The sequence below is a fragment of the Cellulophaga sp. F20128 genome (assembly GCF_023015805.1).
Taxonomy (GTDB): domain Bacteria; phylum Bacteroidota; class Bacteroidia; order Flavobacteriales; family Flavobacteriaceae; genus Cellulophaga.
Genome location: NZ_JALKBA010000001.1, coordinates 251,776 through 276,876 on the forward strand (window position 1 = coordinate 251,776; position 25,101 = coordinate 276,876).

General features: G+C 36.0%; 21 protein-coding genes and 1 tRNA gene. 10 read left to right on the forward strand and 12 right to left on the reverse strand.

Annotated elements, in window-relative coordinates; genetic code table 11:
* Positions 1-43 precede the first annotated feature (43 nt).
* The 5 genes from MWU65_RS01055 to MWU65_RS01075 all read left to right on the forward strand — a co-directional run bounded on the left by MWU65_RS01055 (position 44) and on the right by MWU65_RS01075 (position 3,650).
* Complete coding sequence (locus MWU65_RS01055) at positions 44-235, forward strand: hypothetical protein (RefSeq protein WP_247074986.1); 192 nt, start codon at positions 44-46, stop codon at positions 233-235.
* Between the two features lie 24 nt (positions 236-259).
* A complete protein-coding gene (locus MWU65_RS01060; RefSeq protein WP_247074988.1) occupies positions 260-613 on the forward strand; it encodes a hypothetical protein in 354 nt (117 codons plus the stop codon).
* Positions 614-745: 132 nt separating this feature from the next.
* Complete coding sequence (locus MWU65_RS01065) at positions 746-2,149, forward strand: sulfatase (protein WP_247074990.1); 1,404 nt, start codon at positions 746-748, stop codon at positions 2,147-2,149.
* Between the two features lie 60 nt (positions 2,150-2,209).
* Entirely contained in the window at positions 2,210-2,860 is a 651-nt protein-coding gene (locus tag MWU65_RS01070) for a hypothetical protein (RefSeq protein WP_247074991.1), read from the forward strand.
* Positions 2,861-3,059: 199 nt separating this feature from the next.
* Positions 3,060-3,650 carry a helix-turn-helix domain-containing protein gene (locus MWU65_RS01075; protein WP_247074992.1) on the forward strand — a complete coding sequence of 197 codons (591 nt, stop codon included), beginning with the start codon at positions 3,060-3,062 and terminating at the stop codon, positions 3,648-3,650.
* A gap of 151 nt (positions 3,651-3,801) precedes the next feature.
* Here MWU65_RS01075 and MWU65_RS01080 read toward each other — a convergent pair whose 3' ends face one another.
* Together MWU65_RS01080 and MWU65_RS01085 are read right to left on the reverse strand one after the other, a co-directional pair.
* The gene (locus tag MWU65_RS01080; RefSeq protein WP_247074995.1) at positions 3,802-6,096 is read right to left on the reverse strand and encodes an inorganic phosphate transporter; all 2,295 of its coding nucleotides are present in this window, start codon (positions 6,094-6,096) and stop codon (positions 3,802-3,804) included.
* Between the two features lie 71 nt (positions 6,097-6,167).
* Positions 6,168-7,370, reverse strand: coding sequence for a porin (locus tag MWU65_RS01085; RefSeq protein ID WP_247074997.1), 1,203 nt, complete (start codon positions 7,368-7,370; stop codon positions 6,168-6,170).
* Between the two features lie 351 nt (positions 7,371-7,721).
* Between MWU65_RS01085 and MWU65_RS01090 the strand changes: the two genes are divergently transcribed.
* Positions 7,722-9,065, forward strand: a complete 1,344-nt coding sequence (locus MWU65_RS01090; RefSeq protein WP_247075000.1) for a deoxyguanosinetriphosphate triphosphohydrolase — start codon at positions 7,722-7,724, stop codon at positions 9,063-9,065.
* Here the strand turns inward: MWU65_RS01090 and MWU65_RS01095 are convergent.
* Together MWU65_RS01095 and MWU65_RS01100 are read right to left on the reverse strand one after the other, a co-directional pair.
* Positions 9,062-10,168 carry a DUF3078 domain-containing protein gene (locus MWU65_RS01095; RefSeq protein ID WP_247075001.1) on the reverse strand — a complete coding sequence of 369 codons (1,107 nt, stop codon included), beginning with the start codon at positions 10,166-10,168 and terminating at the stop codon, positions 9,062-9,064. The genes MWU65_RS01090 and MWU65_RS01095 overlap by 4 nt on opposite strands.
* Positions 10,162-11,940 carry a 1-deoxy-D-xylulose-5-phosphate synthase gene (locus MWU65_RS01100; protein ID WP_247075003.1) on the reverse strand — a complete coding sequence of 593 codons (1,779 nt, stop codon included), beginning with the start codon at positions 11,938-11,940 and terminating at the stop codon, positions 10,162-10,164. Before MWU65_RS01100 ends, MWU65_RS01095 begins: the two co-directional genes overlap by 7 nt.
* A gap of 173 nt (positions 11,941-12,113) precedes the next feature.
* Between MWU65_RS01100 and MWU65_RS01105 the strand changes: the two genes are divergently transcribed.
* Entirely contained in the window at positions 12,114-12,563 is a 450-nt protein-coding gene (locus tag MWU65_RS01105) for a nucleoside deaminase (RefSeq protein ID WP_247075005.1), read from the forward strand.
* A gap of 168 nt (positions 12,564-12,731) precedes the next feature.
* Here MWU65_RS01105 and MWU65_RS01110 read toward each other — a convergent pair whose 3' ends face one another.
* From MWU65_RS01110 to aspS, 4 genes are all read right to left on the reverse strand, one after another.
* The gene (locus MWU65_RS01110) at positions 12,732-12,923 is read right to left on the reverse strand and encodes a cold-shock protein (RefSeq protein WP_247075006.1); all 192 of its coding nucleotides are present in this window, start codon (positions 12,921-12,923) and stop codon (positions 12,732-12,734) included.
* Positions 12,924-13,010: 87 nt separating this feature from the next.
* Positions 13,011-13,262 carry a hypothetical protein gene (locus tag MWU65_RS01115; protein ID WP_247075007.1) on the reverse strand — a complete coding sequence of 84 codons (252 nt, stop codon included), beginning with the start codon at positions 13,260-13,262 and terminating at the stop codon, positions 13,011-13,013.
* Positions 13,263-13,269: 7 nt separating this feature from the next.
* Positions 13,270-15,057 (reverse strand): chloride channel protein, encoded by a 1,788-nt coding sequence (locus MWU65_RS01120; RefSeq protein WP_247075011.1) that lies wholly within the window; start codon positions 15,055-15,057, stop codon positions 13,270-13,272.
* A gap of 20 nt (positions 15,058-15,077) precedes the next feature.
* Positions 15,078-16,832, reverse strand: a complete 1,755-nt coding sequence (aspS, locus tag MWU65_RS01125) for an aspartate--tRNA ligase (protein ID WP_247075012.1) — start codon at positions 16,830-16,832, stop codon at positions 15,078-15,080.
* A 242-nt stretch (positions 16,833-17,074) separates the two neighbouring features.
* On the opposite strand from aspS, the gene MWU65_RS01130 reads away from it, so the two are divergent.
* Positions 17,075-17,425 (forward strand): nicotinic acid mononucleotide adenyltransferase, encoded by a 351-nt coding sequence (locus MWU65_RS01130; RefSeq protein ID WP_247075013.1) that lies wholly within the window; start codon positions 17,075-17,077, stop codon positions 17,423-17,425.
* 613 nt (positions 17,426-18,038) lie between these two features.
* Here the strand turns inward: MWU65_RS01130 and MWU65_RS01140 are convergent.
* Entirely contained in the window at positions 18,039-19,655 is a 1,617-nt protein-coding gene (locus MWU65_RS01140; protein WP_247075015.1) for an alpha-L-fucosidase, read from the reverse strand.
* Between the two features lie 30 nt (positions 19,656-19,685).
* Positions 19,686-21,224 (reverse strand): sulfatase-like hydrolase/transferase, encoded by a 1,539-nt coding sequence (locus MWU65_RS01145; RefSeq protein ID WP_247075019.1) that lies wholly within the window; start codon positions 21,222-21,224, stop codon positions 19,686-19,688.
* A gap of 311 nt (positions 21,225-21,535) precedes the next feature.
* Here MWU65_RS01145 and MWU65_RS01150 point away from each other — a divergent pair, with 311 nt between their 5' ends.
* Positions 21,536-22,504 carry an ornithine cyclodeaminase family protein gene (locus MWU65_RS01150; protein WP_247075020.1) on the forward strand — a complete coding sequence of 323 codons (969 nt, stop codon included), beginning with the start codon at positions 21,536-21,538 and terminating at the stop codon, positions 22,502-22,504.
* 285 nt (positions 22,505-22,789) lie between these two features.
* Here the strand turns inward: MWU65_RS01150 and MWU65_RS01155 are convergent.
* Positions 22,790-22,863 (reverse strand) — tRNA-Asn (locus tag MWU65_RS01155).
* A 77-nt stretch (positions 22,864-22,940) separates the two neighbouring features.
* Complete coding sequence (gene rseP, locus MWU65_RS01160; RefSeq protein ID WP_247075024.1) at positions 22,941-24,260, reverse strand: RIP metalloprotease RseP; 1,320 nt, start codon at positions 24,258-24,260, stop codon at positions 22,941-22,943.
* A gap of 152 nt (positions 24,261-24,412) precedes the next feature.
* Here rseP and MWU65_RS01165 point away from each other — a divergent pair, with 152 nt between their 5' ends.
* Positions 24,413-25,087 carry an SCO family protein gene (locus MWU65_RS01165; RefSeq protein WP_247075380.1) on the forward strand — a complete coding sequence of 225 codons (675 nt, stop codon included), beginning with the start codon at positions 24,413-24,415 and terminating at the stop codon, positions 25,085-25,087.
* Positions 25,088-25,101 lie beyond the last annotated feature (14 nt).

Below are 25,101 nucleotides of genomic sequence, written 5' to 3' on the forward strand. Positions count from 1 at the left end.
AGAATGAATTGGGCATAAACAGGAAAATTAAAACACAAACAATATGAGAAAAACCTTTTTAATTATAGGAATGGTACTCGCTTTACTAAATGTAACCTATAGCTTTTTCAGAACGGAGGATACTGCAATTCTTTTTGGAATTGAAATGAATATTTGGGTATATCGTTTTATTTGGTTCGCTATGGCAGCACTACTGTTTAACGGTTACAGAAAAGAGCAAGGGAGAAACAGCTAATCCGTTTTTATTATGACAATCAATATGAAAGATAAAAAAATAGGTGCTACTGTATTGAAGTGGCTTCCTTCTATAATTCTAACTTTGATTTTTATCCCAAACGCTTTCCTTAAAATACTTGGCTCTAACCCCATAGATAAAGTTGTTACCAACAGACATGTTCTCATTGGTGCGGGTCTTTTTTTGGTACTGGCCACAGTTCTATTTTTATACAACAAAACCTTACTTCTTGGAACAACGCTATTAGCCTTGCACATGACTTGTATTGTTCTTATTCACCTCTACAAAGGCAAACCAGCTGAAGTTGCTATTCTAATTGTAATAGCAACTATTTTTGCAGCTTATATTCGGAAACCAACATTGTTTCAACCACGGTAAAAATTCGTAACGCATCCCATTTATTACCGACTTACAACCCTTTGCCGTTCTTCCCAGAAGTAAGGTTCCATTTTTAATTACTAAATTTGAGAATACTAACATTACAAGCATTTGTAAATGACTCGGACTACAATGAGAAACAGTATTTTTATTTTATTACTATCGTTATTCCTTATATCCTGTACCCAAAAAGTTAAAAAACCCAATATTATTTATGTTTTTGCTGATCAATGGCGGGCACAAGCAATGGGCTACGCTGGCAACCCAGATGTGAAAACGCCTAATTTTGACAAGCTTGCATCCGAAGGGATTTCGTTTACCAATGCCATTTCTACCAGCCCCGTATGTACACCCTATAGAGCTATGCTCTTAACTGGGCAATATATCTTGAAAAATGGGATGTTTATGAATGATGTATCCCTAGACCCCGAAGCCAATAGTTTTGGTAAGCTCCTTAAAGAAGAGGGTTATACTACAGCCTATATTGGAAAATGGCATGTTGATGGCCAAGACCGTTCAGCCTTTATTCCTAAGGAAAGGCGACAAGGTTTCGATTATTGGAAGGTATTAGCCTGCACGCATAGTTATAACAACTCTAATTATTGGGGCAATGACGACAAATTGCATCAATGGGATGGTTATGATGCTAAAGCACAAACCGAAGATGCCATTGCCTATATTGAGGAGCAATCTAAAAGTGATACTCCTTTTAGTTTGATGCTCTCTTGGGGTCCACCGCATGCACCTTATAAAACGGCTCCTAAAGAATTCCAAGATTTATACGAAAATATGGATATACAGTTACGACCTAATGTACCTGAAGAACTAGCCCAACAAACAAAAGAATCACTAAGAGGATACTACGCACATTGCTCTGCCCTAGATAGTTATATTAAGCAATTGCAAGATGCCATTAAGCGTAGTAATATTGAAGACAATACTATTTTTGTTTTTACGTCAGACCACGGCGATATGATTAATAGTCAAGGCCAAATTAAGAAACAAAAAATCTATGAAGAATCGGCCAAAGTTCCTTTTATCATTAAATATCCAAGGTTATTTGGAACAGCAGCAAAGAAGAGTGATTTCCTATTAAATACTTTGGATATACTTCCTACGCTATTAGGCATGTCTGGCTTAGCCATCCCTGATGATTTGGATGGAGAAGATATTACCGATATACTATTAGGTAAAAAAGCAGATACCAGAGAAGCTTCGCTTGTGGCTTGTGTACAACCTTTTGGACAATGGAATAGGAGCCGCGGCGGGCGGGAGTTTAGAGGGGTAATTACAAAAAAATATACCTACGCCAAAGGCTTATCAGGCGATTGGCTACTTTTTGATAATAGTACTGATCCTTATCAATTACACAACCTTACTGAAAACCCAGACTTTACATCAGTTGCGAAAGATTTAGACCAATTGTTGAGTGCAGAACTCAACCGTTTGGATGATGAATTTTTGCCGGGCGCTGCCTATATAGAAAAATGGGGCTACAAGCTTGATGCTACCGAAACAGTGCCCTATATCAATTGATTTTTACTAAAAACAAAAGCGAACCTCTCACTATTAATTTGGTGCAAAGAACTAAAACAAATGGAAGAAACAATTCGAATTTTTATTTACATCCATGCCTTTTTTGGTGGCCTTGGATTAATAATGGGCCTTGGAAGTATCATCGTAAAAAAGGGAAGTGTACCTCATAAAAAAATGGGAAAATTATTTTCTATTGGTATGATTACAAGTTCACTTATTATCATACCCATTTCTTGGATGCCCAATCACGAGAATACCTTTCTTTTTCTTATTGGATTATTCACCATTTATTTGGTGGTTTCTGGAAACCAAATATTGACCTTTAAGTCCAAAAAGATAAAACAAGCGAAACCCTTACATTGGATAACCTCCGGAACAATGCTTCTACTTTCTACGATTATGGTTCTATACGGCGCTTATGGCTTGTTAAAAGGCAATACAGCCTATTTCCTTTTTATATTTTTTGGCGGTTTTGGACTTTCATTGACCATTAGGGACTTTTTATTTTATAAGAAATTGAAGGTTACCAACAACAAATGGCTTGCAAATCATATTGGCAAAATGATTGGCGCTTTTATAGCATCCGTTACAGCTTTTATTGTTGCCGGATTAGGAATAGGAAATCTTATGGCTTGGATTTTACCCTCTATACTTGGAACCATTTATATTGTGTATTGGAGAAGGAAATTAAAACCAAAAATAGCTGTCTAGTAATTGTTTTCCAAAGCTTGCACACCATCCCAAAAGGTCGGATGTTCTGTTGGTTTTTTTATCTTATACCAAGGAACTAACCTAGTATAAATAGGTTGTTTGCGGTGTTAAATATGGCCTGATTTTTAAAATGTCATAATATTGACGCAACCATTAAACACCTTTCTTGCATACATTTGCTTAGATATAGCTCATAAAAATGAAACAACTGAACCTTTCAGACCGCGCAAAGGAATTAAGGCTACAAAATGGGTTGTCCCAAGAAGTAGTAGCAGATGAATCTGGCTTAAGCTTAAGGACAATACAACGTATTGAAAACAACGAAACGGTACCCAGAGGCGATACATTGAATAGGTTAGCCAAAGCCCTTAATACTACCTCTGACCAGCTCATTGATAGTGTTGTTTTAGAAGACCTAAAATATAAAAATTTAATGTCTATATCGGTGCTCAGTTTTTTGTTTTTCCCTTTGCTAGGAATACTTATTCCTCTCCTCTTGTGGCGTTATAAAAAAAATAAAATCAAAGGAGTTCATGAATTGGGCAAGGCCATTCTAAATTTTGAAATAACCTGGTCGCTTGTATTATTTCTATACTATTATTTTTTGTTTTCAGGTCTCTACTTTAAATATGTAGATTATTATATAGATAGCCCCTACTTTTTTACAAAAACATTAATACCCGTTTTCATTATGTACGGTTATAACTTTATCATTGTAATTCTAAATATTTTTAAAGTTTCTAACGGTAAAACACACAAATACATTCCAGCGATCAAGTTTCTAAAATAGGAGTTTAGGTAAAGAAACAGTCAAAGGATTTCACGCTCATTTAAAAATTTCACGATATTAACTATTTTCAGCCATTATTACCCAGAACACTATAAAACGAAAACCCCAACCTACTATGGCTGGGGTTTTTTCAATATTCATTCCTACGCTATTACTCTGATATCGTCGCTGGAGGTATACTACTGTCATGTTCTTTGTAATACAACTCTAACATATTCATGGTAGCAGTCATTAAATCTTTAGTCTCTATCAATAAAGAGAAATAAAGGGTCGTATTTTTAGGACTAGATTCTTCTGTTCTAGTTCGTTCTACCTGTTTCTGTATTTTTTCAGACAATAAAGCAAACAAATCGTCTTTTTCATTGATAAGAACCCCTATTTTTTCAATAGCACGAGAATCAAAAGCAATCTGAGTTTCGCTTAAAATATGATCTAACTTATAGTTAATCTCTTTTAACTCTTTTATTTGATTGTATTTTAATTTTTTGTGGTTATTGTTAATATGCTTGTATGATATTTTAGTAATATACTCCAAGGACTGGGCCATATCTTGTAAATATCCTAAAATATTGATATAAAAATCACTTGCTCCTACGCTTGCGTCATCCAAGTTTTTTATAAAGTAAAAGATATGATCTCTTAAGTCATCAATTTCATCTGTAAGTTTAACAACTCCTTTTTTATTCTTTTTAAGAATATCCAAGTTCTGCTTTGCAAGACCGTCTATCGCATTTGTATAAATTTTGTTTGTTCTTTTAACAACATTAGAAGTGTTTTTAACACTCTCAGCGATTACCCCTTGCACAGAACTGCTTTCTGCTCTTCGCAAGCTATCTTCTGCCTTAATCTCTTTCGATTTTTTATTGTATGAAATATAGTTTCTAGCCAACAATAACACGGCAACAAATAATAAAATGGCAATTGCAGCCCCTGTTCCAAAATTAATTAAGGTTAAAATAATACCGGAAGCGGTAAAGGCTATGATAGCCGTACCAAACCATCCACCAATCACATTTAACACACCTGCTACTCTATACACTGCACTTTCTGCTCCCCAAGCCCTATCTGCCAAGGAAGTTCCCATAGCCACCATAAACGTCACATATGTGGTAGATAACGGCAACTTGTAAGAGGTAGCAATAGAAATTAGAATACCAGCAACCATTAAATTCACAGCCGCTCTAACCATATCAAAGGCTGGCATTTCATAGGTTTTATCCTTAGAAAGCGCTATGGTTTGTTTTTGAAATTTAGTTTCTATTTTATCAGATACCGATTTAGGTAGTATGGTGTCGGTATACTGTGAAATTGCCATCCCTAATCTAACGATACTTCTAGATAAAAAATTAGGTTCAAATCGCTCTTTTCCTTCTCCTTCTCGTGATAAGTTTATTTCTGTTTCTGCAACATAGCGTGCCTTTTTAGAAAACCATAAGGTTGCCACCATAATCATACCAGATAAGAATAATAATAAAGTAGGCGTAGGCACTTTTTCAGAAAGAATTTCCATGCTAAACTCTGTAGCCAATTGACCCGAAGCTACCCACTCCATGTACGATTGATAAGCTGCAATAGGAACACCTATAAAGTTAACTAAATCATTACCTGCAAAGGCCAAGGCCAAGGCAAAGGTTCCAACCCCTATAATTAATTTGTAAATATTAACCTTTGCAAAAACAGTTAACAGATACGCAATTAATGACCAAAGTACAAAGTTAGCCAATACAATACCTAACCATTCTGTTTCCAAAAAGTCTTTAATGGTAAGTCCGCCTAAGAAAGTAAAGTGTTCACTCCCATAGGCTGTACCTTTTATCCCTTTCATAAAGATAAAATAGGTTATTGCTGATAAGGCTATACCACCAAACAAGGCGCCTACCCATCTTGCCTTCTTTTCAAAATCATAGGACAATAACAATCGAGACACCCACTGCACCAGAGCACCTATGGAAAATGCCACAACGACCGAGAGCAGGATTCCCAATATAATTTCAGTGGCTTTAGAAGTATTGATATAATTCACCAGTTCTGAAAAACTACCCCCAGCATTTAATATTTTAATTAAAGCCATAGCTACCGCCGCTCCTAACAATTCAAAAACAATAGACACCGTTGTAGAAGTTGGCATCCCAAGCGTATTAAAAAAATCGAGCAGCAATATGTCGGTAATCATTACAGCCATAAAAATGAACATAATTTCATTGAAGTAGAATTCCCCAGGATTAAAAATTCCCTTTCGGGCAACTTCCATCATACCACTTGAAAATATGGCTCCCAGCGCTATACCAACACTGGCTACTATCATGATTGTTCTAAAAGAAATCGCTTTAGAACCTATTGCAGAATTTAAAAAATTAACAGCATCATTACTAACACCAACTACAAGGTCTGCCACAGCTAGCACAGCTAAGGCAATAATCATTATAAGGTAAATATTACTCTCCATAATTAATAAAATTCAATTTGCAAATATGTTTTGTTTATTTATTTCTAAGGTTATCTTAAGGTTAATTTTAATTAAAAATGAACCTCGAGTTGCAAGCGATACATAAATCCGTTTGAACCCATTGTTTCTTCAAAGTAGGTAATATCGGTCTGCACTTTTAACTTATGGCCCACAATGTACTTAGAAAGACCTAAAGTATGTTGTTTTTCTCTGTTTTTTCCAATACTATTATTTTCTAATTCTGCCATAGTATACCTTCCTGTTACCTCCCAATTGTTTTTAAAAAGATACCCCGACATTAAATTTAGACCATGTCCTTCTTGCACAAAGTCTCCAGTTAAAGAGCCATCGCCATTCTTTGCGATAGGATCTTTAGCATCCCTATGTGCATATTCACCCATAAAAGTAAAACCCTGGTATTTAAAGGTTGCATCTAAAAAAACAGTGCTAATATCTGTACTATAAAAGCCATCTGTAGTAAACATATAATTGCCTTGATTACTTCTAGTCTTTACCGCATCATTATTTAGGTCGTATGCTGCAGCTAGCATTAATTTGGGTGTTTTTTCTCTCTTTAGATCACTACCAACATATTCTCCAGAACTGGAAAATAAGCCAAAAGGCATCAGTTCTAATCTTCCGGTGTATTGATACCCTCCTAAATTTCCTCTGGTTACATTGCGACCTTCACCCTGTGCTATAGATAATTTTTCACGGACAAAAAACTTATCGGAAATCCTAATCTTATGATGCAACTGCACCCCCATATCTCGATCTATGGTAAATTTACTGTTTAATAATGACCTATCTACCAATTGTAGATTCGCAGATGACACGGTACGTTCTAAATTTCCAGGTAGTTTTGTTTGCCCCACCCATAATTCAAAATTTTCATAGAAATTCCACATAACTACTGCATCCAAAATGTACCTTGGTGCATTATGTGTAAATTCTGAGGCTCCAGAAAGGTCTCTGTTAGACAAGCCCAGCTCTATTTTATATTTAAGTTTAGGAGAATATGCAAATCCTTTAAATTTTAAACGGGCCCTACGAACAGAAAAATTAGAACCTACAGAAGTTAAATTACCCAGCGTATTTTCTTCCCACTGCCCTGTACCTAAAATTTGCATTCGTGCAGAAACATTCATGGTCCAGGTACTATCTTGACCTACAAGATTTAATATCCCTTTTCCAAATTTGGGGGCATTTGATTCTTGTCCGTAAGAAAATAAAGAAGCGGATATTAATAGCCCTAGAGCTATAACCTTTTTCATAGTATTGATTTTTGTCGCTGCAAAGAACCAATATCAATGTTAATTTAATGTTTAGTCTATATTAACTTTTAAATAAATAAAAATAATGCTGCCTCTTTGCAAGAGGCAGCATTTGGAAACATTCTAGAAGATGAAGTCGACAAAAACCAATATCTAATGCATGTAATCCGTTATAGGCGAAGTAAGCGCTTTCAATTAAAACATATGTAACCCTAAGATTAAGTAATCATTAAGAATATCACTTGACACCTTCTACTTTTTTATGTTGTTCAATTTATTTCTGTTTTTAACCCCAAATCTTCCAGTATTAAAAAAGTGATTTGAGTATCTTGCACCTATAAATTTTCTACCATGAATTGGGAACAATTATTATCCTTAAAGCGCTTTGGCGACACCAATAAAAGATTACGTAAAGAACAAGACGAAACTCGTCTTGGATTTGAGGTCGATTACGACCGTGTTATATTTTCATCTGCTTTTAGGAGTTTGCAAGACAAGACCCAAGTAATACCCTTGTCTAAAACCGATTTTGTTCACACCAGACTTACACATAGTTTGGAGGTTTCTGTTGTTGGAAGAAGTTTAGGCAGAATTGTTGGAAAACAAATACTAGAAAAACACCCACATCTTAAAGAAATGCACGGCTACCACTACAATGATTTTGGTGCCATTGTTGCCGTTGCTTCTTTAGCACATGATATTGGAAATCCGCCTTTTGGGCATAGTGGAGAAAAAGCGATTGGAGAATATTTTAAGACCGGAAATGGCAAAAAATACCAGACTGTATTAAACGAAAAAGAATACCAAGACATTATAGATTTTGAAGGTAATGCCAACGGATTTAAATTATTGACAGAATCCAGAATAGGAGCTGAAGGCGGATTGCGGTTAAGCTATGCCACCCTAGGGACATTCATGAAATATCCAAAAGAGTCTTTACCAAAGAAACCTACCAAGCATATTGCAGATAAGAAGTTTGGGTTTTTTCAACCTGAAAAACAATTCTTTACCGAAGTTGCCGAAGAACTAGGCTTACTACAAACACGTAAGGGTAAAGACATTTCATTTTCGCGCCATCCATTAACCTATTTGGTTGAAGCGGCCGATGATATTTGCTATACCATTATCGATTTTGAAGACGGTATAAATCTTGGCTTAATCTCTGAAGATTACGCTTTAGAGTACTTAATTAAACTGGTAAAAGATAAGATAAACACCAAAAAGTACAACCAAATGGTTTACATGCAAGACCGCTTAAGTTATTTAAGAGCGCTTGCTATAAACACCTTAATTACAGATGCTGTGGATGTATTTATTGAAAACGAAGAACGTATCCTAGCCGGTTCATTTGATGTTGCTTTGTTAGACAAGAGCAACTATAAAGCTCAAATTGAAGATATTATATCCTTAAGTATTACTAAGGTTTATCAATCACAAGAAGTCATTGATAAAGAAATAGCGGGTTATAAAATCATTTCCGATATTTTAGATGTATACACTACAGCACTTGTAAAAACAGCTGAAGGCAAGGCTTCTAATTACGACAAATTACTCCTGAGTACTTTGCCGGAATATTATCAAAAAACAGATGTCTCTTTATATACTATTTTATTAAACACCTGTTGCTATGTGGCGAGTTTATCGGACAGTTCTGCTGTGCACATCCACAATAAAATCATGGGAAAACAACTTTAAAAATCATAGGAGAGACCTACACCTAATAATTGCTTGAACTGTGTTTTGGGTCTTCCAGGTGTCGTAACAATTCCACCTGTTTTAATTTCATCAAACAATATATCATCATCATAAATAACGTTGGTACCTATGGTTGCTTTTACAAATTGATTGACCTTCATACCAATCTTCAGTTCCCAATCGATATCGATATTGCCAAAACTATTTAGATAGTCTGTGTATAAAGTAAGGTCATGGTCTAAGGTTATATTTTCAAAAAGGTTAGTTTTCCATGTATTGGTTACCAGAAACCCAAACTCCATTAATGTTTTTTCTCCTTTTGTGATAACAATGCCTTCTGCATCCTTAATTGCTTTTTTAACACCAAAAGCTCCAGCATTTGCCAAATCATCGTCTAAAACAAACGTAGCCTTTTGGGTTATGGGAGAAATATACAAGTTAAGCTTTTTACCTTCAGGAATGTATGAGGTACCTGCCCCTAAAAACAAATACCCAGGTGCCATAAATTTCGATATTTTTTTATCCCTATTTGGGTATTTGTATCCATTAGCAAATTGGGTATTAAAATTGGCTTTCACCGAATAATACCAATTGCTAATAGTGTCTCTTCTATATGCAAATGTAGAGCTAAACTTTATAGCGTCATCTGCCTTTCTCAGCTTTTCACCCTCCTGGGAGCTTAACCCATAACGGAGATCTAACCGATTGTTCCATTGCACATATCTAAATTTATAATTCCGCTCAAAACGAACATCCCCAAGTGCCGTAACCGCATTGTTTCCCCCAGCTCTCCAGTTGATGAAAGCTACTTCGTTTAAGGCAATACCTAGTTTATTTGTGGTATCCCAAAAAGAAGGAATTCTAAACCATTTAAACTTTTCTGTTTTTGCCTTTGTTTTATTGAAAGATATCCGAGGATTAGCAAGGACAACACCCCTTGGTATTTGTTTTATTTTTTCTTGAGTTGTTCTAACTACAATAGTACCTACGATAGTAGTATCTACAACAACAGAATCAACTACTATGGGATTGCTTGGCACCTGCCCTATGACTACATTATAATTAAGAACAACCAAAGCACAAACAATAATCTTTTTCAACATTTCTTTTTTATATTAAGCAGGGATTCCATGTGCTTTTTAAACACATTGGCTCCTATATTATTTAAATTTTGTAATTCTTCAACACTTCCGTGTTGGACAAACACATCATCTATTCCAAGCACATCTATTTTTTTGTAACTATCATTTTCATTTGCAAATTCTAACACAGCACTACCAAATCCTCCAATTTTACAACCGTCCTCGATTGTAACAATTCGGGTGTATTCTTTAAAAATAAATGCCAATTTCTCGCGATCTAAAGGCTTAATAAATCGCATATTAAAATGCCCAATGGCGTCTGAATTTATCTCCTCTAAAACGCTCGTTACCATATTGCCTATATGACCAACAGACAACACAGCAATTTTTGTGCCTTTTTTTAACTCCTGAGCGCTCCCAATGGCAATTTTCTGAAAAGGCATCTTCCAATTTGAAGTAACCCCCCTTCCTCTTGGATAACGAATAGCAATAGGGTGCGGCAAACCCAATTGGGCGGTGTACATGATATTCCGAAGCTCTATCTCATTCATTGGAGCAAAAATAATTAGATTAGGAATACAGCGCAAGTAAGCCAAATCGTATACCCCGTGATGTGTTGCACCATCTTCTCCCACCAATCCTGCCCGATCTAAACAAAAAATAACTGGTAAATTTTGCAAAGCCACATCGTGAATGACCTGATCATAAGCACGCTGTAAAAATGTAGAATAAATGTTGCAAAATGGCACCAACCCTTCCGCTACCATACCCGCAGCCATTGTAACTGCATGTTGCTCCGCAATGCCTACATCAAAGGCTCGATCAGGCAGTTCTTCCATCATTATTTTTAAAGAACTCCCTGTAGGCATAGCTGGGGTAATACCGACAATATTTTTATTTTGTTTTGCTAACTCTACAATTGTATACCCAAAAACATCTTGATATTTTGGTATCCCATTTTCATTTGTTTTGGGCAGCAAATCTCCAGTAATCTTGTTAAATTTCCCGGGAGCATGGTAGGTTACCTGATTTTCCTCAGCCTGTTTTAACCCCTTGCCCTTGGTAGTAATTATATGCAAAAACTTTGGACCGGGAACCGATTTTAATCGTTCTAGCTCTACTATCAAACTTTCTATATCATGACCATCGATAGGCCCCGAATATTCAAAATTTAAGGCTTCAAATATATTGTCTTGCTTGGCCTTGCCTTTTTTAACATTGGTTAGATATAACTTTAAGGCCCCTACACTAGGGTCTATTCCAATGGCATTATCATTTAAAATGATTAAAACATTGGCATCTGTTACACCAGCATGGTTTAAACCTTCAAAAGCCATCCCGCTGGCAATAGAAGCATCACCAATAACCGCAATATGTTGTTTTGTAATGTCTCCTTTAATTTTAGAAGCGATTGCCATTCCTAAAATAGCAGAAATAGAAGTAGAACTATGGCCGGTGCCAAAATCATCATATACACTTTCACTTCGTTTTGGAAACCCACTTATTCCATTAAATCTTCTATTGGTTTCAAAAATAGTTTTCCTCCCCGTTAAAATTTTATGCCCATAGGCTTGGTGACCTACATCCCAAATTAACTTATCTACAGGGGTGTTAAAAATGTAATGCAAGGCAATGGTAAGTTCTACCACACCCAAACTGGCTCCTAAATGTCCTTCCTTCACAGAAACTATGTCTATAATAAAATTACGAAGCTCCTGTGCAAGGGCAGGCAAATCTTCTTTGCTGAGCCTACGCAAATCTGCAGGGGTTGTGATGTGGTCTAAATGTGCCATTTATGGTGCAAATTTAATAGGTATTTGCAAAGGAAATAAAGAATTTATGAAATAGTTATTGCAAGCAATAAATATAGTGTCTTTACCCCATACGATACCACACGATTTCACATAAAATTAGGTTTATCAGATTACGATGATAAAACCAGAAAGTATTTTTATATTTTTGACCTATGCTAAAACCTTTTGACGACAATTATTTTATGAAAAAAGCCCTGGAAGAGGCCGAAATCGCTTTTACCAAAGGAGAAGTACCGGTGGGAGCTGTGATCGTAATTAACGACAGAATCATTGCTAGGACTCACAATTTAACCGAGCGATTAAATGACGTGACTGCGCATGCAGAAATGCAAGCCATTACATCTGCCGCAAACTTTTTAGGTGGCAAATATTTAGACAATTGCACCCTTTATGTAACCTTAGAGCCATGCCAAATGTGTGCTGGAGCTTTGTATTGGAGTCAGATTTCTAAGATTGTTTATGCTGCCAAAGACCACAAAAGAGGCTGTGGTGTTATGGAGACCAAACTACATCCAAAAACAGCAATTATTGGTGGTCTAATGGAAAACGAAGCCGCCGAACTACTAAAACGATTTTTTATTCAAAAAAGAAATTTAAACTAACTATTTGTAAATCAGATTGTTGGCCATACCCGTAATCAAAGAGAACAATGTACTTGCCAATGCTTCTGAAGTCATTTGAACTTACAGTCAATAACACCAAAAAAAAAAAAAATCGCTTGAAAATTGCTTTTCAAACGACCTCTAATGCTTTCAAAATAAACACATCATTTAGATCACTTGCACTTGGCCAGCAACCACACCTTTTCTTCCTTCCTCTTCAACGTATTCTACTTTGTCTCCTTCGTTTAACTCCGTTCCGTTCAATGCTGTAGCATGAACAAAAATGTCTTTTCCTGTTTCGTCGTTCGTAATAAACCCATAACCTTTAGATTCATTATAAAATTTTACTGTTCCGGTCATTCGAATAATATTAAAAATAAATAATACTCAAATATAATATTTTTTGATTAGAGGAATGTAAATTGAACTAAAAAAATCCGGGCAACATTATTGATCCTCAGTACTTTCAGTACTTTTCCCTTGCATTTTTTTAATATTTTCTTCGTTCAACATATAATTTTTCATCTTCTTGCCTTTACTTACTTTTATTAAAAAAATTGGCATCGCAATAAAAAAGATCCCCACAGTTCCCAGACCAATATACTTATGCGCCAAGGGTTCGTTATCTGCCATGATTACAAATCCATAAATAATTAAAGCGGTAGCTACCAGTGCTACAATTCCACTACTATATTTCATCTGTTATTTATTTTGTAAAATCTATTAATTTACGTCTGTATGCGGTTAATAATTTAGATTTAGACACAAATCCGATATACTTACCTTCCTTGACAATTGGTAAATTCCACGCACCAGAAAGCTGAAATTTATTCATTACAGCCTGAACATTATCCTTTTCATAAACAATTACATCTGGCACAGTTCGCATAAAATCTGCTACTTCTAAAGTTTGGTAAAGCTCTTGTTTAAACATCACATCTCTTATATCATCTAAAAGTAAAATCCCTACTAAAACTTGACCTTTTTTATCTAAAACCGGAAAAATATTTCGATTAGACTTTACAACGGCACTATGTACCACATCCCCTAATGTCATTTTTTTCTTTAACGGAATAAAATTAGTCTCAATTACGGAATCTAAATCCATCAGCGTAAGTACTGCGTGATCTTTATCATGCGTTAGCAATTCTCCTTTACGACCTAGCTCCATCGTATATACAGAGTGTGGATAAAAATATTTAGTAATACCAAAAGATAATGTTGCGGTTATCATAAGTGGAACGAAAAGCTCGTAACCACCTGTAACTTCTGCTATAAGAAATATAGCAGTAAGTGGTGCATGTAACACTCCAGCCATTAAACCTGCCATACCTATTAAGGTAAAATTACTCTCTGAAACTGGATCTTGCACCAAGCCACTGTTATTAATTATTTTAGCAAAACAATTACCCATTATACTCCCCATAAATAAAGTTGGCGCAAAAATACCACCAACACCACCAGCTCCAAAGGTTAAAGCACCTGCAATGACCTTAAAAAAGACCAATCCGCCTAGTAGCGAAATAACTACCCATACATTATCTAAGTTCAAATGCAGCGAATTATTTACTAGTGCTTTTTCCGGATGTCCAGCTATAAGATGGTTAATAACATCAAAACCTTCTCCATAAAGCGGCGGTATAAAATACACTAAAACACCTATAGAAACACCTCCTATAAGAACGCGCTTTAGCGGTGATTTAATCCTATCAAAAAATTGTTGAATACGATCATAAACTTCTGTATAATACATTGATACTAATGCAGAAACGACTCCCAAAGCCATATAAAAAGGCACATCAGAAATAATAAACTTGTCTTCTATTTTAAACGGAAGCAACACATCATCACCGAAGAAAAAATAAGAGGTAATAATTGCCGATAAAGAGGCCAACAGTAATGGCAACATTGAGGCAATAGTAAGGTCTAGACTAAAAACTTCTATAGCAAAAATTATGGCAGCTATAGGTGCTTTAAAAATTGAAGAAAGCGCCCCAGCCGCCGCACAACTGATTAATAAATTACGCGTAGTTTGGTCTAAATGAAAAAACCGAGATATGTTTGAACTTATGGCTGCTCCGGTTGCCACAGTTGGCCCCTCTAACCCAACAGAACCCCCAAAGCCAACAGTAATAGGAGCCGTAATTAATGACCCAAACATTTGGTATCTTTTCATAAACCCTTTACGCTTAGCAATAGCATATAAGGTAGATGGTATTCCGTGACTTACCTTGTTTCTAATAATATACTTTACACAAAGGTAAACCAAGAAAAACCCCACTATGGGCGATAAAAAATAAAACGCATGATGGTAATTTGCCACCAATTTACCTTCTAATGCATGTTGAATAAAATGCGTAGCGTTTTTTAGCAATACAGCACCAATACCAGATGTTATCCCTACAATTACACTAAGAATATAAATAAATTGCCTATTTGTAATGTGCTTTGCTCTCCAAACTAAAATTCGTTTAAGCAATTTTCTATTAGACATTAGCTGGCGTTTAAATATTTTTAGTTATTTATTACAATCTGTAACTTTAATTCGTCTAACTGCTCTTTATCTAGCGATGCAGGAGCATCTATCATCACATCTCTACCTCTGTTGTTTTTTGGAAATGCAATAAAATCCCTTATCGTTTCTTGTCCGCCTAAGATTGCAACCAATCTATCTAATCCAAACGCTAGACCACCATGAGGTGGCGCACCGTATTGAAAAGCATCCATTAAAAATCCAAATTGTTCTTTGGCTTCTTCTGCCGTAAAGCCCAAATGCTTAAACATGGTGGCTTGTGTTTCTTTATCGTGAATCCGAATAGATCCTCCACCAATTTCATTGCCATTTAAGACTAAATCGTAAGCATTCGCTTTAACCGCTCCAGGATCTGTGTCCAATAGCGCTAGTTGCCCTGGTTTTGGCGATGTAAATGGGTGGTGCATTGCGTGGTAATGCCCTGTTTCTTCATCTAGCTCTAACAATGGAAAATCTATAACCCATAATGGTGCAAATTCGTTTGCCTTACGCAAACCTAATCGCTCTGCTAACTCCATACGTAGCGCACTTAACTGTGCACGTACTTTTGTTGTAGGACCAGAGAGTACACATATCAAATCTCCTGGTTTTGCGCCGGTTCGGGCTGCCCACTGAGCCAGATCATCCTGATCGTAAAACTTATCTACAGAAGATTTATACGAGCCATCATCATTACAACGAGCGTAAATCATACCCAAAGCACCTACTTGCGGACGCTTTACCCAATCTATTAATTTATCTATTTCTTTTCTTGTATATGCATTAGCTCCAGGAACGGCAATACCAATTACGAGTTCTGCAGAATTAAAGACGCCAAAATCCTTGTGTTGTGCAATATCGTTTAGTTCGCCAAATTCCATTCCAAATCTAATGTCTGGTTTATCATTACCATACAAACGCATTGCATCATCAAATAACATTCGAGGGAATTTAGCTACCTCAACTCCGTTGATTTCCTTTAACAAATGACGAGTTAACTCTTCAAAAATAGTCAGGATATCTTCTTGTTCCACAAAGGCCATTTCGCAATCTATTTGCGTAAATTCTGGTTGGCGATCTGCTCGCAAATCTTCATCTCTAAAACATTTAACGATTTGAAAGTACTTATCCATACCACCAACCATAAGCAATTGCTTAAACGTTTGTGGCGATTGTGGCAAGGCATAAAACTGACCTTCGTTCATTCTACTAGGCACCACAAAATCTCTGGCTCCTTCCGGGGTCGATTTTATTAAATATGGCGTTTCAACTTCTATAAATCCATTAGAAGCTAAAAAGCTTCTTACTGCCATTGAAACTTTACTCCTAAAAATAAGATTGTTTTTAACCGGGTTTCTACGAATATCCAGGTAGCGATATTTCATGCGTAAATCTTCTCCACCATCAGTGTCATCTTCAATGGTAAATGGCGGTAGCATTGCTTTGTTTAGAATAATTAGTTCGGATACTAATATTTCAATTTCTCCCGTTGGCATATTGGCATTTTTAGAAGTTCTTTCGATTACCTTCCCTTTTACCTGAATAACAAATTCTCGCCCTAATTTCTGGGCGCGCTCCATCATTTCCTTACTAGTTCGCTCTTCATCAAAAACCAACTGCGTTATACCGTAGCGATCACGTAAATCTACCCAAACAATAAAACCTTTATCTCTAGATTTTTGCACCCATCCAGAAAGGGTTACCTCCGTGTTGATATGAGCTGCGTTTAATTCCCCACAATTATGACTTCTGTACATTTATTCTTTAATTTAAAACCCCAAATTTAAGAAGTATTGTTTAGTATTAGGACAAATATCGATTTAGTTTTTTATTCGCTGACCATAATGCCATAAAATAACAAAGGCATAAAAGCCTATTTTTCAAGTAAATATAGCTTCAATGTAAATTTAATGTTAATTAATTGTGTTTTTATTGTAAAATAATGTTATTTTTATAGTAGAAATATTTTCAAACAACAAAATTAGAACCTACAATTCATATGAAAAACATAGCACTTATATTCGCATTTATATTCTCTATAGCCATCGCAAATGCTCAAGCAGTTAAACCCATTTTTGAAAAAGCAGCCAACAAAGTAAAGGCAACTTATTTTCATGAGAATGGGGAAATAGCCCAAGTTGGTCATTTCCTAAATGGAAAATTAGATGGGGAATGGAAAATGTATAACGATGAAGGGAAAAAAATTGCACAAGGTAATTACGCATTGGGACAAAAAACAGGAACATGGTTCTTTTGGAAAAATGCTATACTCCAAGAAGTAGATTTTGAAAACAGCAAAATTGCGAATGTAACGAAATGGAATACAGAAGGAACTTTAGTTATAAAGTAGCACTAAAAATATATCAAACAAAAAACTCAGAGCCTAGGCTCTGAGTTTTTTGTTTGTATTAAATAAACAGTTCGCAATCTTCACAATCTTTTACTTCTCCGTAATATGTTTCTCTGTATTTATGCAGCGTTATAATTGGTATACCCAAAACGTATTTCTTAACGTAAGTTACTCTAGCCGCAAGTTGTCCCATATTCTTGGTATATCTCTTTTCTACTTTGCTTTTTCTTTTGACTTGTATAATCTTCATGTGAAATTGTTTACCTATAACATACATTTATAACGCTCATTTCCAAAAAAAATATGTTAATACTTTCCTTTTCCTACCTAAAATGTAGTCTACAACGTTATAGTAATCAATTAAATAACAGTCAGTTATATTTAAAACAATTAATTAACGTCAAAAATCAAAGTTTTACAAGTATATTTCTTCTTACAGATCATTAAATTGAAGGATATATTAAGCGGTTCCATACCAAGGAAACCTAAGAAGGCACTAAATTGACCTTAGAGATTCTTAGCATTTACTTTTTATTCCCCATCTATAAATTAGCAATTCTCAGAAACAGAACTACCACTTTTCCTGTTTTTTACAAGTTAAAAATTGGCACAATTAATCCGATTTAACATGGCCCTCCAAATCTACTTTTTTTGTCCCCTTAAACGCTTTGGTGGCATCTTTTTGAATAACATTTGGAGCATGTTGTTCTTGATCTGTTATAATTCTAAAGGTCCAAGCATATCTACTCTTACCTAAATTGGATGGAGGTGTAATTGCAAGTCCATTTGCTGTTACCTCCCATTCAACTTTGTTATCCGAACCAAGAAGTGAAATAGATTTAACACTTGTTGCTGTCCACCCTTTGGTTGCCTCAATTAGAATAGTTTCCTTTGGCTCTTCTAAAGCGATTGCATAAAGGGATTTACCTTTGGTAGTAAATGCCAAATGACCTTTTTCTTGGTGATTTTCTTTCCAGTATCGGGTGCCATAAATACCATCCCCATTAATTTTTAACCAATTACCCATTTCACGCAGTCGCATAACTTGTTCTTCCGGAATGGTTCCGTCTGCCCTTGGCCCAATATTGATAAGAAAGTTACCGTTACGAGACACCACCTCTACCATTTCTATTATTACATTTTGTACTGTTTTATAAGTGTCGTTCTCTAAATACCCAAAAGAAGTACCAAAAGTGGTACAACTTTGCCATTTGGGACCAATAACCGAAAGTTTAAGATTGTCCTTTTCCAAACACCCAACACCATCTGGCCAGTTGCGATTGGCCCCCTTATTATTTACATAAACTTCTTGACTCCTATCCGATCCATTATTCATAAAATCGGTAATCATACCACGGTATTGATCAAAGAAATATTGTATTTCAGGTTTAAACCCTGTTTTAGGATTATTCCCGTCACGGGTAAAAATAGGTACATCATCAATCCAAAGAAAATCGGGTTGGTACTGCTCTTGTATTTCTTTCCAGCGTGCCACATAATCATCTACAAATTCCTTACTATAGTTAAAGGGACCATAAAGGGATGCTGCTTCTGGAACACGTTTTATTTCTTCGGCAATATCGGGTCTAGGCTCGCTATGCACTACGTACTTCTCCTTGGCAAAAAAACCAGTATGTCTCTCTCGATGGTAGGAAGGCGCATACTTTAAACCTTGGCTGCGAACAGCCTTTCCCAAATCTCCAACAAGATCACGTTTAGGACCCATATTAACAGAATTCCAAGGGTTAATCTTTGAATCCCAATTAGAAAAACCATCGTGATGTTCTGCGGTTAGTACCACATATTGGACACCTACTTCTGCAAAAAGGGAAGCCCATTCTTCAGGATTCCACTTTTCTGCCTTGAATTCAGGAATAATATCCTTGTACCCAAAATCTGGTGGCGCAGCTCCCCAGCGTTCCTTTAAATAGGGGTAGTAATGCTCCGGGTCTTCATATACTAATTTTGGTACGTGCTCTGCATACCCTTTACCGCCTTTTTTATATCCAATAGCACTATAGGGACCCCAATGGATAAACAGTCCAATTTTTCCATCATCGAACCAAGCAGGGATAGGCATTTCCTGTAAAGCCTCCCAACTACCATCATAATGAACGCTTGATTCCAAGGTCGCCGTAGTAGCTGCTTGTTTCTCCTTACACGATATAAATGAAACAAATAAAAATAGTAGTAGAAAGTAAATTTTTTCTGTGTTTTTCAGTTTTTTCATAGGTGCTGTTAGTGTTGGTTTGCTACTTTTTTATTTTTCAGATTCCATTGGTAATTTTTTTGGTGCCACTCCATTCATAAAATTTTGGAATGCAGACGCAATATCAACGGGGTCATTCATTTGTTTTTGTAGAATAATATATTCTTCCATTAGTGTATTTAAAATAGCGCTGTAATCTTCCTTATGCACCGCCAAATCGTTCTTTTCTAAGGGATCTTTTTTCATATCATACAGCCGCACCATATTCGCGGTCGGGTAAACTATCATTTTGTATTCTTCTGTTCTGTACATCCTTTGAGTTCCAAAATATGCCCCGTAAATTACTGGATAATGACTGTTCATTACATTCCCAGTTGCTAATGGCATTAAGCTATGGTAATCTACTTGATCGGGTTTTTTAAGTCCGGCGAGCTCCAAGGTAGTGGGCATAACATCTTGCAAGTAGACAAAGGCATCCACTGTTTTTCCTTTCGGTAGATTTGGACCGGACATAATCAGCGGTACCCGCATACTGCTCTCATACATGTTTTGTTTTCCCATAAATCCGTGATCCCCAACCGCAAGTCCATGGTCTGCCGTAAAAAAAATATAGGTATTATCTGCTTTTCCTGAAGCTTCAAGGGCGTCTAAAATTCGCCCGATCTGCTCATCCATATGGCTAATTATGGCGTAGTATTCTTGTAAGTTTACTTGTATTGAATATGGCGTCCTTGGAAAGGGAGCTAATTTTTCATCTCTTAGGGTACGGCCTGAACCTGCATACTCATTATAGGGATATTCTGATATAAAATTTTCAGGGATCTTGATCTCTTCAACAGGATACATATCAACAAACTTTTTAGGTGCCTGCCTAGGGTCATGTGGTGCATTAAAGGCGAGATACATAAAAAACGGATTTTTACTGGATTTAGATTGCTCCAAAAAGGAAATACCATTATCTGCTAGCACCTCACTCCAATGTTTTCCTCCCTTCCAGAAACCTCCTAATTCTTTATCGTATGGAGACCAAGTATCGAGCTTTCCTTTCTCAAAACTACGTGCATACCGCTGCTTGGTTTGACCTGGCATACCTCCACGAATATCTTTGGTGTAATCAAAAATATCCTTAGGAGCTACTTCTCCTACATGCCATTTTCCTGACATATAGGTATCATAACCAACCTCCTTTAGGTATTGTGGCCAATACTTCTCCGGTTTCTTAAAGGGAATTTCATATTTCGGGTTTAAACTGGGTGCATTAGGATCGCCAACAACATTCCCTTTTTTTGAAAAAGAGGCAGCTTTCCAAAGGTAGGCTCCGGTAACCATCATTGTTCTACTAGCCACGCAGACCGCAGGAGCAAAAGATCCTTGATTATAGGTCCGAGAGAAGGAAACCCCATTCTGCCTAAAACGATCTAAGTTGGGCGTTTTAATCGGACAATTTTCCAAAGCTCCAATACTGTTGAACATCTGATCGTCAGCAAAAATAAAAAGCAGGTTTGGCTTTACAATTTCAACTGCTTTCTGTTTACAAGAAAACAAAGACAATGTACTACAAATCAATACTACTAGACTGAATTTTTTCATCGTTATTGTAGTTTATTATTACATTTTATACCCAATTTAAAAAAAGGAATAGCTGTAGCAATTTAGTGTTTTTTTAATCCAATACACCCTTATCTTCCTTAACTACAGCGAATATCACACATCTAATTTTCAACGTTAGAAAAATATTTTTTAGAATAATGTCTATTTCTAATGCAAACAAATTGTATTGCGAACCGGTAAGCAAAATGAATGAACAACGAAATCTAGTAACAAAGATATTCGCATTCTAAAATTGAACAATACCTATGTTCCTATTTTGAAAATGTGTTTAAATTGATAACTTTGAACATATGGACAATATACTTCAAATACCAGCACATTTTATTGAGCAGAATACTCATTTTCCAAGTTTAATCGATGCATTGCGAACTGCATTTTCTGAACAAGACACCTTAGTTCCTATGCGGCATCATCACGATTTTCCCAATCCTGACGTTCAAGAAGATTCAACGTTATTATTAATGCCCGCTTGGAAACCCGGAAAATATGCAGGAGTTAAAATTGCTACTGTAAGTCCAAAAAACGGGCAATTTAACCTCCCCGCCATACAGGGTGTCTATATCTATTTGGATGCGTTAAAAGGCGGGATCCTTGCTCTTCTAGAAGCGAAAAGTTTAACTGCAAAAAGAACTGCGGCGGCATCTGCCCTAGCATCATACTATTTGTCAAAAGAGAATTCTAGCAGCTTATTGATGATTGGCACAGGGGCCTTAGCTTCCAATTTAATTCTGGCACATGCTAGTGTACGCCCTTTGAAAACAGTTTATGTTTGGGGCAGAAATTATGCAAAGGCTGTTGCACTTTGTGAACAACTTAAAGATGCAAGTTTCCAGATTAAACCGATAAAAACTATTGAGGAAAAAATTGCTGCCGTAGATATTATTTCTACGGCCACCCTATCTAAGACCCCTCTTGTTTTTGGAAAACACCTGCAACCCGGTCAACATGTGGATTTGGTAGGCGCATATAAAGTTGATATGCGAGAAGCCGATGATGAAACGGTTACTAAATCTGAAGTATATGTAGATACGTTTCAAGGTGGACTAAAAGAAAGTGGGGATATCGTTATTCCACTTAAAAGTGGCGTATTGAAGCAAACAGACATCAAAGCCGATTTGTTTGAACTCACTTCCCAAAAGAAAAAAGGAAGACTGCACGAGAAAGAAATTACGATGTTTAAATCGGTTGGACATGCATTAGAAGATCTAGCAGCTGCAAGCTATTATTATTCGTTATTGAGAACACAAAGAAAGGTGTGAATCCCTAAAACCAGAGGCTGCTTCCCAAACCAAAGTGAAAAAACACCCATATTCCTTGCTAAAGATTTAATTCAGCACAAGGCTTCCATGTCCAAGCTCTCAGCAACACCTTTCCCACATTATGGTAAAGGGGGGTGTACCTAATAGCACCCCTTTTTCTATAGATAAGAGAGCAAATAGGCTTCTAACCGAATTACATATTTCTCTTAAAATGCTATATAACAGCATTTAGGAAAGTATTGAAAAGCAAAAAACCTTAACTATTGCTAGTTAAGGTTTGTTTTGCTCCCCCTCTTGGGCTCGAACCAAGGACCCTCTGATTAACAGTCAGATGCTCTAACCAACTGAGCTAAGGAGGAATGTTTAGCGGCATAAAAGCCCCTAAGCGGGTGCAAATATAATTGTTTTTTTTATATCGCCAAATAAAATAATTAACTTAAATAAATTTCTTTATAATATTCCAGATATCATTACCAAAAACAACGGCCATTAGTGTCATTAAAATTACAAATCCAATGATCTGTCCTCTTTCTAAAACTTTTTCACTTGGCGCTTGCCCAGATATCATTTCATACAACAAGAACATTACATGCCCGCCATCTAAGGCAGGAATAGGCAGAATATTAAGAAAGGCTAACCAAACTGAAAACATGGCCATAAAGCCCCAGATATAGGTCCAGTCCCATTCTTTTGGCATTAGATCTACAATCCCAATTGGACCTTTTACTTGCTTATAGGCTTCCGTTTTAGGCGCAAAAAGCACTTTAAATTGTTTGATTTGCTTGGTTAAAACTTCAATGGTTTTATTAAAACCTTCAGGTACAGCAGCCAAAAGACTGTACTCATCTGTTACACGCAAGTCTTCTGTATTTGGTAAAACTCCTATTTTACCAACTTCAGGCACCGCTATTTGTATGTTTTTAGATTGTCCGTCACGTAGTACTTCAACAGCCAAGGGCTTGTTTGCAGATGTTACTATTTTGCTAGTAAACTCATCCCAATAGGTTATTTTTTTTCCATTAACAGCAACAATCACATCCCCATATTCTAGTCCACTTTTGCTTGCAGCAGAATTAGGAACCACACTATCTATAGTTTTTTCTTTTTGCCTATATCTTAAAAAGTTTTTGCCTTGTACACTTAAAACAGCCTTTTTACCTTCGTCACTTAAGGGAACCGTAATTACTTCTCCATTTCTATTTAAAGTAATCTCATCACCCAAAATAATATCTAATACAGCATCCGTAAATTTTTTGCTCTTTTTACCGTCAATGGCTAATATTTGATCTCCTGTTTTTATTCCTAACTGCTCTCCAATAGAATCTACCAAAACTCCGTATTTTAGACTATCTGCTGGTATATATGTATCTCCATTGTTAAACAACAACATGGTATAAATAATCCAAGCTAAAAAAAAGTTAACCGTTACACCACCCAACATAATAATTAAACGTTGCCACGCTGGCTTGCTTCTAAACTCCCAAGGTTCTGGTTCCTTTTTCAATTGCTCAGTGTCCATACTTTCATCAATCATACCCGCAATTTTCACATAACCACCAAGTGGCAGCCATCCAATCCCATAAACGGTATCCCCTATCTTCTTTTTGAAAAGCGAAAATTTCACATCAAAAAACAAATAAAATTTTTCTACTTTGGTCTTAAAGTATTTGGCGGGAATATAGTGACCTAACTCGTGTAAAATTACAAGTACTGATATAATAAATATAAACTCGGCAATTTGAATAAATAATTCCATTAACTCTATTTTAGTTTTTAAAAACGCACAAAAGTACACTTTTAAGCGCTCTTACAAAAAGATAAAAAGTATAGCCCTACTTTTTTATGAATTATTTAATATTCGTTGGTGTTGAATCTTTAGGGTATCAATTGTACCTTTGTAAAAAAACTATGCGCTCCTTTTTTAGTAAGTTTAAGATTTTTGGTATTGCCCTTTTAGCCCTATCCTCTGTTATATTGTATCTCTTTTACAATGCACTACAACCAGAAAAGAAACTTCCCATTTATCAACCTGTAGATTTTAATGAAGAATTGGTAGATCAATCCTTACTGCACAAAAAGAAATACCACACCGTAGCCGATTTTTCACTCATCAACCAAAACGGAAAAACAGTAACCCAAAAAGACTACGAGGGCAAAATATATGTAACTGATTTTTTCTTTACAACCTGTCAGACCATATGCCCTGTTATGACAAAAAATATGGTGGCTATTCAAGATATTATCAAAAACGACGATGCAGTTATGTTGTTGTCCCATTCTGTTACGCCCAAAATTGACTCCGTAGCCCAATTAAAAAAATACGCCTTGGAAAAAGGAGTACTAGACAACAAATGGAATTTGGTTACTGGCGATAAAAAACAAATTTACGACTTAGCGAGAAAATCGTATATGGCGGTAAAAACAGATCCCAATATAGACCCTTACAGCATGATACATACGGAAAATTTTATCTTGGTGGATAAAGAAAAACGCATTAGAGGAACCTATGATGGCACCAATGAAGAAGACATTGAAAAATTAATCCAAGATATTGAAATCCTAAAATCTTCATACACCGATTAATTGCTCCATTGGAT